General features: G+C 37.6%; 9 protein-coding genes and 1 pseudogene. All 10 read left to right on the forward strand.

The features are described from left to right. The first annotated feature begins 20 nt into the window (after positions 1 to 20). The 10 genes and pseudogenes from CEF16_RS20280 (at position 21) to CEF16_RS20330 (ending at position 13116) form a co-directional block, all read left to right on the forward strand. A complete protein-coding gene (locus CEF16_RS20280) occupies positions 21 to 479 on the forward strand; it encodes a flavin reductase family protein (RefSeq protein ID WP_091588023.1) in 459 nt (152 codons plus the stop codon). A 30-nt stretch (positions 480 to 509) separates the two neighbouring features. After that, positions 510 to 1385, forward strand: coding sequence for an FAD synthetase family protein (locus tag CEF16_RS20285; protein WP_091588021.1), 876 nt, complete (start codon positions 510 to 512; stop codon positions 1383 to 1385). Between the two features lie 141 nt (positions 1386 to 1526). Next, positions 1527 to 2750 (forward strand): ROK family transcriptional regulator, encoded by a 1224-nt coding sequence (locus CEF16_RS20290; protein WP_091588020.1) that lies wholly within the window; start codon positions 1527 to 1529, stop codon positions 2748 to 2750. Positions 2751 to 3564: 814 nt separating this feature from the next. Beyond that, positions 3565 to 4638 carry a TAXI family TRAP transporter solute-binding subunit gene (locus tag CEF16_RS20295; protein WP_170032201.1) on the forward strand — a complete coding sequence of 358 codons (1074 nt, stop codon included), beginning with the start codon at positions 3565 to 3567 and terminating at the stop codon, positions 4636 to 4638. 19 nt (positions 4639 to 4657) lie between these two features. Continuing rightward, positions 4658 to 6625: a TRAP transporter permease gene (locus tag CEF16_RS20300; protein ID WP_091588016.1), complete on the forward strand. Its 1968-nt coding sequence runs from the start codon at positions 4658 to 4660 to the stop codon at positions 6623 to 6625. Between the two features lie 164 nt (positions 6626 to 6789). Further along, positions 6790 to 8649 (forward strand): annotated as a pseudogene (locus CEF16_RS20310) (sulfatase family protein). Between the two features lie 356 nt (positions 8650 to 9005). Beyond that, a complete protein-coding gene (locus tag CEF16_RS20315) occupies positions 9006 to 10670 on the forward strand; it encodes an amidohydrolase (RefSeq protein ID WP_091588011.1) in 1665 nt (554 codons plus the stop codon). 171 nt (positions 10671 to 10841) lie between these two features. After that, complete coding sequence (locus CEF16_RS20320; protein WP_091588010.1) at positions 10842 to 12209, forward strand: aspartate aminotransferase family protein; 1368 nt, start codon at positions 10842 to 10844, stop codon at positions 12207 to 12209. Positions 12210 to 12263: 54 nt separating this feature from the next. Beyond that, complete coding sequence (locus CEF16_RS20325) at positions 12264 to 12785, forward strand: SDR family NAD(P)-dependent oxidoreductase (RefSeq protein ID WP_170032203.1); 522 nt, start codon at positions 12264 to 12266, stop codon at positions 12783 to 12785. Further along, positions 12757 to 13116, forward strand: coding sequence for a Rossmann-fold NAD(P)-binding domain-containing protein (locus CEF16_RS20330; RefSeq protein WP_091588007.1), 360 nt, complete (start codon positions 12757 to 12759; stop codon positions 13114 to 13116). Before CEF16_RS20325 ends, CEF16_RS20330 begins: the two co-directional genes overlap by 29 nt. The last annotated feature ends 17 nt before the right edge of the window (positions 13117 to 13133 follow it).

Consider the following 13133-nt stretch of genomic DNA (forward strand, 5'->3'; position numbering starts at 1 on the left):
AAGTTGTAGAGGTGATAATTATGGATGATCGTATGTTCAGAACAGCGATGGGGAAATTTGCGACAGGCGTAACTGTGATTACAACAGAGGTAGATGGAGAAGTACACGGCATGACTGCCAATGCTTTCATGTCGGTGTCGTTAGATCCTAAACTTGTCCTCATTTCCGTTGGAGATAAAGCCCGGATGCATGACTTAATTAAACGTGCTGATAAATTTGCTGTAAATATATTGTCAGAAGAGCAGAAAGAGATGTCAATGATTTTTGCCGGACAAATCAAAGAAGAAAGAAATGTAGCCTTTGAAGATTTTGAAGGAACGCCGATTATAAAAGATTCCCTCGTTAATTTGGCCTGTAACGTATATGATACGCACGAAGCTGGGGACCACACCTTATTTGTCGGTGAAGTGTTAAATTTAAATGTTCAAGACGGAGAACCGCTTGCTTTCTTTGAAGGGAAATATAAACAGATCAGCTAAGGGAAAGAAAATGGAGTAGGAGGGGCAGTGATGAAGACCATTCAACTAGGTTATCCAATAACTGATGCCTTAAAAAACAAAAGTGAACCTTGCGTTATGGCTTTGGGCTTTTTCGATGGCGTGCATTTAGGTCATCAGCAAATTATTAAAACAGCAAAAACCATTGCAGCTGAAAAAAATTTGAAGCTGGCGGTCATGACCTTTTTCCCGCACCCAAGCGCAGTGATTAAAAAAGGAAATCAAGTGACAAAATACATTACTCCATTGTCTGTGAAAAAAGAGATATTTGAAAAAATGGGTGTAGACTTGCTATATGTGGTGGATTTTAATATGGACGTTGCCAAAATTCCTCATGACCAATTCGTTAACGAATACCTTGACGGTTTACAATGCAAGCATGCAGTAGGCGGGTTTGATTATACGTATGGATTTAAGGGAAAAGGGAATATGGCTCAATTAAATATTGATGCTAATGGACGCTTCGGAGTGACCACAGTAGAAAAGCTGGAAAAAAAACATCATAAAGTAAGCTCTACTTTGCTGCGCGAACTCATATCTTCGGGCCGAGTGGAAGATATTCCAACCTATCTTGGAAGCCGGTATGCACTTCAAGGAATACTACAGAGAAGAGCAAATAACTATATTCTCTATATTGACTCAGATTATTTTCTACCCTGCCCAGGAAGCTATGAAGTTACGTTGAAAAATGGAGTACTTGTAACCAAGGGGCTCTGTGAAATTAAATCAAGCGACCAGCCTGGAGAACTTCACATTAGAATGTTTTATGGCCAGCCATTTGAAAATACGCTGCCCGTTCAATTACAATGGGAAAACTTCATCGCTGATTACGAAATGGATGCTTTCCATGCGCAAGCTCGTTTTGATGAAATGGAAGTAAGCATGTAATTCTCCCTCCTCCTTCAATCTGTTATGCACCCTTGTTGCCTCTTAATAGAGAGCAACAAGGTTTTTTACTTTTGACTAATTTGAGTGGAAGATATTATAATATCAATACTCCTTAAAATAAAAGAAAAAGAGGGAAAAGACATGCTGCAAAAACTTTTATCATCAACTACGCAAAAAGGTATTAATTTGAAAGCGCTATATAATTGTGTAAGAAATGAACCAGAATTAACAAAAGCTGAAATTGCTCAAAGTACCGGTTTAAAACTAAGCACTTGTGCAAGGCTGCTAGAAGAATTAATAGAACAGGGTCTATTATATGAAAGCGGAGAAGCCGAATCTAGTGGAGGAAGAAAACCTAAAAAGTATTCCATACAGCCAGATGTAAATTACTTAGTCGGCATTGACATATCACGAACATTTTCAAAAGTAGTACTCATGGGATTAGATTTAAAGATTATTGCAGAAGAACGATTTGACATGAATGATTCAAGTACGCCGGATGTGATGATAGAGCAGTTTACTCAAGTCATTCACTCAATGTTAGATAGAAATAATATTCCTGATGCCTCTTTGTTGGGAATTGGGGTCAGCGCTATTGGTCCGCTCGATACAAAGCAGGGTGTTATAAAAAATCCCCTCCATTTCCCGGCGCCAAAATGGGAGGATGTACCAATAAAAGAAATGCTAAAGAAGCATTTTGATACAAACATTGAATTAGACTATGGTGAAAATACCGCTTTAGATGCAGAACGCCGTCTCGGGGCTGCTAGGGATGACAAGAATGTTATTTACATTAATAAAGGAGCAGGCATCCGACTTGCTATTATGTTGAATCGGGAAATTCTTCGTTCTACTGGCGGTGATAAAGTAGGTGCGTTTGGGCAGGGGCACATGGTGGTAGATATTCACGGGAAGAAATGTGTTTGCGGAAACTATGGATGCATGAATACTTATTCCACCATTCCAGCTCTTCTCACCGAAGCAAAGAGCCGCCTAAAGAGAGGCCATTCTTCCATTCTGAGCGAAACAGTAGATGATTTTTCTACATTGACGTTTCTTCAACTCGTTTCTGCTCTTAAGCAAGGTGATGATTTCAGTGAACAAGTAGTAAAAGATGTTGCTTATTATTCAGCAGCTGGCCTTGCTAATATGGTAATTATTTTCCATCCAAGTATAATTATTCTAAGTGGACCGATGTATAGAGAGATGAAGCTTTATTATCAAACGGTAGTAGAGATGACGGAAGCAAGGTACAAAAAGCTGTTTCCTCAGTTAAATGTGGCTTTCAGCCAGGGGGAACTAGGAGAAAATGCTGCCGCTATAGGAGCAGGGAGCCTTGTACTAGATTCATTGTTATCTTTTTAAAATATATAATTCTTCTTACGTATGGGAGTATACTATTTTTATGAAACTGCAAAAGAACTTAAGCCAACAATGGTATACTTCTCCCTCTCATTTTCTTCTTTCTTCAGAGAAACAATCCTTCCTAAAAATAACCAAAATGAACCAAAGATGAAGAAAAAGTGTAAATATTATGTTCGAAATTAAAAAAACCCCCTTTATATTGAAATCTTTTGACTAAATTGAATTAAAGATATATAATACTAATGGAATAGATTTATGAAACCGCTTTTATATTTTAATGTTGGTAGTGAACGTCTATCAATGATAGGGTCAGATGAAAGTAAAGATGGAACGTAATTTTCTTAATGTGTATTATAGCCTTAGGTTCAAGATTAATATAATCAAATTGATATAAAGAGGAAGATTTTTATATTAAAATCAATTGATATAAAAAACTATATTTAATTTCAATAAAACTTTTGACTATTTTGATTTAAAGATTTATAATAGTAAGAAAATAAAACGTTTTTATGATTGCAGTTAATTTCAATTTCTATACGAAATATTAAGGAATGAAGCGAAACAAAAAATAATTAGTCAGAATATAAATTATATTTATAATTTTTGTTCAAATATATTTCAATACAGCAAAAGATATTATTTGATTATTGGGTCAAAATTTCAATAAGTAAGGGGGAATACAGTGCTGAAATTATTAAGAAAATAGCTTATAACTAGTATTGAAAATAGTTCTTAAATGAAAATTCAGTCGTTTAAGAGATTAATATTACTCAGAAGAACAATCAAAAATAAAGGGAAAAAAGGGGAGTTGATTATGAAATTGAAGTATAACCGAACTAATTTCTTTAGAGCGCTAGGTTTATTAGTTTTCTTACTATTGGGTGCTTGTGGGAACGGAGGGGAAACCAATTCAGCTAGTGAAACACAGAGTTCTGGAGGAGGAAGCTATAGCATCGCTACGCTGCCAGAAACAACAGCTTTTTATGAAACAGGTTCTGGTATTTCCAGTGTAGTGGGTGAACATTCATCTGTAAATATGTCTGTGAGTCCGTATGCAGGTATTATGAGTTGGATACCTCTTCTTCAGGAGGGGGAAGTTGATTTTGGCCTTTCGCAATATGCAACACTTTCTTACAATTATGAAGGTCATGAACCAAAAGAGTATGAGGAGAAAAAAAACCTTAGGACAGTAATGTATGGAAACAATGCAGTTTTGACTGGAATTGCCGTTAGGGAAGACGCAGGGATTGAAAGTATTAGTGACTTGAAGGGTAAAAAAGTAGCTTCAGATTTTCCTGGAGATGATGGGGTAGGGGCACTTGTAGAAGTTGTATTACAATCAGTTGGTCTTAGCTGGGACGATGTAGAGAAAGTCCCTGTTTCAAATGCTCCGGCAGGTTTAGAGGCATTACGTAATGGGGAAGTAGATGCAGCATTTGCAGGTACTCCAACACAGGGAAGCATCTTAGAGATTGACGAAGTTGCAGGAATTAAGGCCCTCAATTTTGGGGAAGTACCCCCAGAAGAATTTGATGAATTTCCGGAAGAACTACATGAGCTAATGAATACTTATAATCCAGGTTTAGAACCTGTACTTTTTGAAGGCGGGTTTATCGAAGAAGAAAAAATAATTTATCAATACCCTATTATTTTAGCGACTGCCACGCACGTACCAGAGGGTGCGGTTTATGAAATAACAAAAGCACTTTGGGAAAATGATAAGGAGTTACACTCTTATGGTAACTGGTTGAAAGAATGGAACTCTGAAACAATGTTTAATCCATATCCCCCTGCCCCATATCATGACGGAGCAATAAAGTTCTTTAAAGAAGAGGGGGTATGGACTGAAGAAGCAGAGGAATACCACCAAGATTTATTACAAGAATAGGTATATTGGAGGGTAAACAATGAGTGAAAATGTTTCGGTGTCTCGGTTTCGGAAATTAAATGGCTCTGTCCTTTATCTATGGCAGAGTCTCCTCATTCTTATTCCTGTAAGCGGTATACTTTTTATTTTCTCCGTATATCGATATTTTAATTTATCGTTATATAGTGAACAATATGCCGGGTTGATTTTAGGTTTAATATTGGCCGCTATTTTTATAGGTACACCAGCAACAAAAAAAGCCCAACGTGATCGAGTCCCTTGGTATGATTGGGTTTTATCTGTAATTGGTTTTATAGCAGGGTTATACATAGCGTTATATTATCCTGACGTTTTGCTAGCTTTTACTAATATAACAACGGAACGTTTGGTTTTGGGGACGATGGCAGTGCTTTTGATTTTAGAAGCTTTACGACGAATACAGGGCTGGACTTTTGTCATTGTCGTTTTATGTTTCTTAATGTATGCCTTTGTTGCACCATTTATGCCGGGTCCTTTCGAAGGGCGCGCAGTCTCATTTAATCAGTTGGTGAATTATTTGTACCTTGATACAAATAGTATACTAGAGTTACTGTCCTTAGCAGCAACAATGGGCCTTGCCTTTGTAATGTTCGGACAAGTGCTAATTAATTTTAAAGGAGGAGAGATTTTTAACAATATTGCATTAACACTATTTGGGCGTTATCGAGGTGGGCCTGCAAAGGCATCGGTGATTGGTTCAAGTATGGTTGGCAGCATTACGGGTGGTCCTGTGGCAAATGTTATGTTAACAGGAAATATGAGTATACCATTGATGGTTAGAAATGGATACACACGTGTACAAGCGGGTGCAATAGAATCAGTAGCCTCAACTGGCGGGACAATTTTGCCGCCGCTAATGGGAATTGTTGCGTTTATTATCGCTGAAAGACTGGGTGTTCCTTATAGGGAGGTAGCAGTAGCTGCTATAGTTCCAGCCTTACTATATTATATTTGTGTGTACATTCGAGTCGATTTAATAGCAGCTGAAAAAAATCTCGGAAGTATGATTAAGGCAGAGTTGCCTGCAAAAAAAGATGTCCTTTTAAAAAGCATGTTGATTGTCCCGATTTTTATATTTCTAGTGTACCTTTTATTTATAGAAGGAAGATCTCCCGAAGTTGCAGGTATTTCGTCGGCTGTTTTTGCACTTGCATTTTTATTGATACAAAAAGAAACTAGAAGAAATATTATGAAGAGAATCCAACGGGTGTTATTGGATACTGGTGAAGTTATATTAGAAGTTGGTATTGTTTTAGCCGCTGCTGGTTTAGTCGTCGGTATTATTGGTGTAACTGGTTTGGGTTTTAACCTAGTTTCTGCATTAGCACAATTGGGTCAATATGGTTTATTCCCTTTATTGCTTGGAAGTGCTGTTGTTTCTGTTATCTTAGGTATGGGTTTACCAGCGATTGCAGCATACTCTATTGTAGCAGTTTTAGTAGCCCCAACACTTGTTGAATTAGGTGCGGTACCAATGGCCGCTCATCTATTTGTATTTTTCTTTGCAATAGTTTCGAATTTTACTCCTCCGATTGCATTTGCAAGCATTGCTGCAGCATCTATTGCTAAGGATAACCCACATAAAATAAGTTTTGAATCTATGAAATTCGGTTTCATGGCTTATCTTATTCCGTTTTTGTTTGTGTATAACCCTGTTTTATTACTAAGTACCAACGTAGATTATTCATATTTCACCATTGCCACTTCTATTATTACAACCTTAATAGGGTGTTATTTATTATCGATCAGTGTAACTGGATACTTGTTTAAACCTTTGTCATTTATTCATAGGGTAATATTTGTGATAAGCGTAGTTTTACTGTTTTTTCCTGTCCAGCAAAATGCAGGTGGGCTTCTCAATTGGGCAGGGTTAACCATTGGTGCTGCTTTATTTATACAGCAATTGGTAGTAAAAAAAAGAAATAATATAATCAAATACAATGAGAATCAGCAAAGGGTATCCAGTTAAATCTGTGCTTTATTTTGATTTAGTAATAAGAAAGGTTTGTTGACATTACTCGCATATCTACAAGGTTACAAGCCTTTTTAAAAGCAAAACTAAATACTTTGGGGAAATATGAGAATGTTCAGTCAAACATCCTGGGTGAACTCTATGAAGGGGGTGCTTTACTAGTGAGACCGAACGTCATTTATATGGTACTTGATGATGTAGGCTTTTCTGATTTAGGTTGCTATGGCTCTGAAATTGCCACACCTAATATAGATAACATGGCTAAAAATGGTTTGCGATACAATAATTTTAATGCAACGCCAATGTGTTCCCCTACTAGAGCTTCTTTGCTGTCAGGACGAAATCATCATTCCATTGGTATGGGGTCCATCGCAGACGTAGATTTTGGTGACGACTTTCCCAATATTAGGGGGAGAATTAATGACAGTGCAGCAACTATTAGTGAAGTTCTAAGAGAACATTATTACAGTACATTTTGTGTGGGGAAATGGCATTTAACTCCTGCGAATGAAGTAACACCAGCAGGTCCATTTTAAAATTGGCCTTTAGGGAAGGGATTTGAAAAGTATTATGGATTTTTGAATGGGTCAACTGACCAATATGTACCCGATTTAGTTCGTGACAATCAATTCATAGATCCACCAAAGGCAGAAAATTATCATCTATCCGAGGACTTGATAGAAACTGTAATAGAATATATAGGTAACCATTTGTCCATTATACCTGAGAATCCTTTTTTTCTAAGCCTGTCATTTGGCGCCCAACATGATCCTCATCAAGTACCGAAAGAGTATATAAAAAAATATGAAGGCATTTATGATAATGGATGGGATTACATTCGGAAAAAAAGATTTGAGCGTCAAAAGGAATTAAATATTATTCCAATGGAAGCAGAGTTAGCTCCTCGAAATCCTGGAGTAAGAAGTTGGGATTCACTGTCATTTGAAGAGAAAGAAGTATTTGCAAAATTTCAAGAAGTTTATGCTGGATTTTTGACTCATACTGATGAACAAATAGGAGTGTTGATGAGATCATTAGAAGAAATGGGTGTATTGGATAATACAGTGTTTATATTTCTATCTGATAACGGAGCCAGTCCAGCTGGGGGATTTAATGGGTCCATTAATCGATCAAAAGTAGACAATGGAATGGAAGAAAAAGTTGAAGAGTTATATGATTCTATTGATGAAATGGGAGGAACTAGTACACAAAGTAATTATCCGCGCGGATGGGCTCAAGTCAGTAATACACCTTTCAAGTACTATAAAAAGAACACTTATTTTGGAGGTGCTAGAGTCCCGCTAATTATTCAATGGCCAGATGGGATCAAGAAAAAAGGCGAGATTAGGGATCAATATCATCACGTAATTGATGTGACACCAACTATACTAGATATTTTGGATATAAAAATGCCCGACGTTTATAAAGGGGTTACCCAGCTGCCTTTGCATGGTAAAAGTATGTTCTACACCTTTAATGATAATGCACCGTCTGCAAGGAAGACACAGTACTTTGAATTATTGGGAGACAGGGCTATATATCATGAAGGGTGGAAAGCTGTTACCCTTCATAAAACAGGAACATCTTTTGATCAAGATAAGTGGGAACTTTATAATGTTGAAGATGACTTTTCCGAATTTCATGATTTATCTGACCAATATCCTCAAATGGTAAAAAAACTTAAAGAAAAATGGTTGGAAGAGGCGGAGCAATTTTCAGTATTGCGATTAAATCCAGCTGTTGCGCCTTCCATTACAAATAGTTCATATAAAATCACCGTATCTATTTATAGAGAAAGAAAAGAGGATGAAGGTGTTTTAGTTGCTTTAGGAAACTTTTTAAGTGGATACACCTTTTTTATATTAAATAATCGTTTGTACTTCGAGTACAATTATTTCAGTAAAGCTTATACAATACAGTCAGATACTGAAATTCCAAATGGATGTGTAAACGTTGCGTTTAAATTTAAAAAAGAAACTTCAAATTCAGGTCAAGGTGATTTATATATCAATGACAATTAAATCGGGAAAGGTACAGTAGAGAATACTCATCCAGCTGTGATATCCAATGAAGGTTTGGATATAGGAAAAGATTGTTTAAAACCAGTAAGCAAAAAATATGCACTTAAAGGTGAGTTTTCTTTCAATGGGAAGATTGAAAAAAGTAGTATACGAGATTTTAACTTCATAACATCAAAAAAATACATTGTCGGAGTGACTTGACTGGTTACATCGGATTTAGAATGTTGGTTACTGAATATAGGGGCTTTTGAAACATGAATGTGATGGATTAAAATAAGTTTCTGTCAGATTATATCTGAAATAATATATTTTTTGATATATGTTAAAAACCATAGAAAAAGGAGGAGGACACGATAATGGCAACAGCAGATAAGGTTTTTGTAAATGGAAAGATTTATTGTATTGAACCAAGAAATAAATGCGTTGAAGCTGTAGCTATTAAAGACGGTAAATACCTTGCAGTAGGAACTGAAAAAGAGATGGAGGATTTTGTTTCTTCTGTGACAGAAGTCGTTGATCTAGAAGGAAAAACTGTTTTACCAGGTTTTCATGATATGCATACACATGCTATTAATGGTGCTTATAAACAGATTTTTGAATGCAGTTTACCTGAAGGTCAAGGTATTACTCTTGATTTGATACTTAATGTGATCAGAGAATATGTAAAAGACCATCCCGATTTCAAATGGATTACTGGTGGAAACTGGCCTTTTCATCTTCTCTCCCAACTTCACAAAGAATTGTTAGACCAAATTGATTCCACTCGTCCCATTATATTAATTGATTTCAGTACTCACAACGCTTGGGTGAATAGTAAGACGCTTGAAATTGCTGGTATTGATTCAACAACCCCTGACCCTGAAGGCGGACAAATAATCAAAGATGATCAAGGAGAGCCGACAGGGGTTCTGCTTGAGAATGCCCTTAACCTTATACAACCTCATATTCCTGAGAGGAAGAAAGAAGATATCTATAAAGCAGGGGAATGGCTTTCTGAATATTTAAACTCCTTTGGGATAACGGCTATAAAAGATCCAGCAGTATATGAAGAATTGTTAGACGTATATGTATCACTTGCAAAACGTAACAAGCTTCATTTTCGATTAGCTACGCACTTATTGTGGAAATGCGACTACGGTAATGCTATTCCATATGAACAACAGATTGAGCTTGTATACAATCGAGATAAGTATAAGCACGATCGAATTAATACGAATTACGCAAAAATGTTTCTTGATGGAGTTCCTGCATTTAAAACAGGGGCTTTTCTTGAACCTTATGCTGGAGATAAAAAGGAAAATTATGATTGGAAAAAGATGTTGTTAGTCGACCCTGAAGAACTTAAAGAGGATCTAGTAAAACTGGATAAGGAAGGAGTAACAGTTAAAATGCATGCGACAGGGGACGCTGCAGTAAGAATTGGACTTGATGCAATTCAGGCTGCCCGTGAGCAAAATGGTTATAGCGGACTTTTGCATGAAATTGCTCATAACGGCTGGGTACACAGAGAAGATATCGTTCGGTTCAAAAAATTACATGCGGTGGCTGAGTTCTCTCCAATGTTTTGGTATCCATCAGTATTTCACAAACAAAAGGAAACTATTCTTGGAAAAGAACGGGCTGACAGGACATATCCAATTCGAAGTATTCAACAAACAGGAGCAAATGTTGTTCGCGGATCAGATTGGCCAATTGTTCCAACCCCTGATCCTTGGGTTGCTTTAGAAACTATGGTAACAAGGCAAAATCCTTATATCGATAGTTCTGAAATATTAAATCCTGATGAAAAGCTTAAACTAGAAGAGGCAATTGAGTTATTTACTATAAACGCTGCTAAGACAATGTCCTTGGAGCATGTTGCTGGTTCAATAGAAACTGGGAAATTTGCTGATATGATCGTTATTGATCGTGATTTGTTTAATATCTCGTCAAAAGACATAAGTAATGTAAAAGTTCTCGAAACATTGGTTGAAGGAGAAGTTGTCTATGAATCAAAAGGAGAAAAAAGCCTGGAAGCTTAAATATAAAATGCATATTATGTTTTTTGCAATGGAAGCTTTATGAGGCGAATAATTAGGTGAGAGTTTTCTAGTTATCTGGAAGTGTCAATCTGTGATAACAAATTTTAAGAAAAATCACACTCTTTTTAATAGAAATGAAGCAGTACAACTACAAGTAGAGGTGGAAAATGAATGGCAAGAGTATACAAGATTAGCAGGAAACGTATTGCTAGACTCCTAACTTTTGAGGAAGAGATATTTGAAAAAGCAAATCCTAAGTCAAGGGAAATTTATGAAAGGGCAAAAGACTCACTTGTACGTGGAGTCCCTATGCATTGGATGGATAATTGGCCTTCGCCATTTCCAATTTATTACGAGGAGGCTCAAGGAGCAAATCTAAATGATATAGATGGTCACAAATATGTTGATTTTTGTTTAGGTGATACTGGTGCAATGTTCGGGCACGGCAATGAAGAAGTCTCCGAAGCTATTAGACAACAGGTTGGTAATGGAAGTACAGTGATGTTCCCCTCGGAGGATGCTGCTATAGTTGGAGAGAGTTTACAGGAGAAGTTTGAACTTCCTTATTGGCAGCTAGCTACCTCAGCAACTGATGCGAATCGTTTTGCTATTCGTCTTAGTAGAATTGTGACCGGAAGAGAAAAAATTTTAGTTTTTAATGGGAAATATCACGGTTCCCTTGATGAAACACAAGTTTCAATTGATAACGAAGGAAGGATGATTCCACAGCCGCGCGTGTTTCCGAATGCAGTTGACTTCGACCGGACCACTGAAGTGATCGAATTTAACGACATTGAGGCCTTGGAAAGGGCATTGGAATCAAGGAACGTTGCATGTGTACTGGCTGAACCAGTTATGACCAATATTGGAATGGTCCCTCCAAAAACAGGGTTCCATGAGGCTTTACGTGAGATCACCCGACGTACGGGTACTTTATTGGTTATTGATGAGACACACACGATCTCTACCGGGTCCCGAGGTTATACAGGAGAGTATGGGTTAGAACCTGATTTATTTGTTCTTGGAAAAGCGATTGCAGGGGGAATCCCGGCAGCGGTTTATGGGATGACGGCTGAAGTAGCTGAGGTAATGCATAAGCATACAAAAAAGGAGGGTCGTGCTATAAGTCATTGTGGCTTTGGTGGGACACTGGCTGGTAATGTTCTAACGCTTAATGCCATTCGTGCCACACTTGAAAAAGTGATGACAGTGGATAACTATGCCCATATGATTTTGATGGCTAAAAGATTTGAACAAGGGGTTAACGACGTGATTAAAGAAAAACAACTCCCCTGGCACGTAACACGAATTGGCGCACGAGTGGAGTATATGTTTGGGAAAACGCAACCAAAAAATGGTGGCGAGGCTAAAAACATGCGCAATGCCGAGCTAGAGGCTGCCATCCATCTTTTTCTTCTGAACAGAGGAATATTGTTAACCCCGTTCCACAGCATGGCACTCATGTGCCCATATACTCGCACAGAAGACGTTGATCGTCATACCGAAGTATTTCGTGAGTGTATTCAGCACATTGTTTAATATTATTACGAAAAGATCTATCTTTATCTTTATTAAAAGGGAAGGTGTTTGCTAGTGAAAGTAGTATTAATTACTGGTTGCAGCAGTGGTTTCGGGCTTCTTAGTGCACTGGCATTTGGTAGGAAAGGTTACCGAGTATACGCTACGATGCGGAATTTATCAAAATCGGAGGAATTGAAAGCTGCCATCGATTCCGAAAAACTTCCAATTACAGTTCTGCAGCTGGATGTCTCGGATGATGAGTCCGTAAAAAAGGCAGTCTTACAAGTACTTGCCAAGGAAGGCCGTATTGACGTTGTTGTCAACAATGCAGGTGTTGGGTGTCTTGGTTCGGTTGAATGTTTAAATAACGAATTATTACGTTCAGCATTTGAAACTAATTTTTTTGGTGTTTTTCGTGTCATCAGGTCCGTACTCCCGGCAATGAGAGAGCAGAAATCAGGTGTTATCGTAAATGTGTCATCAATCGACGGTAGAATTCCTGGAAAACCAATTAATTGGGGGTACGCTGCAACAAAACATGCACTCGGAGTAATGAGTGACGCTCTTGCTGGAAGCGGAGCCGTTTGGTATTAAGGTTAGACAACTTGAACCAGGTTTTTTTGCCACGAAAATCTTTGCAAACAGAGAAATAATTGAGAAAAGTACCATGAAAAATAGTAGTAATACCGGTGCTTCCCCGTACCAAACGTTTGAAGAAGCAGTAAGGGCCTTAACTACAGCGAATGTAGCCGAAGCAGCTGATCCACAAATCGTTGCGGATGCTATTGTTAAGGCTGCTGAAGCGAAAAAAACGTTTCCAGTTCATAGACCTGTAGGAGAGGATGCAGAATTGGTAATAAAAGAAGCTGAGGTAATGAATGAGGAGGAACAAGCTGCATCCTGGAAACGTATGGTTGGAATATAAGTGACTGGTCTATTTTT

This window comes from Alteribacillus bidgolensis, assembly GCF_002886255.1.
Classification (GTDB): domain Bacteria; phylum Bacillota; class Bacilli; order Bacillales; family Marinococcaceae; genus Alteribacillus; species Alteribacillus bidgolensis.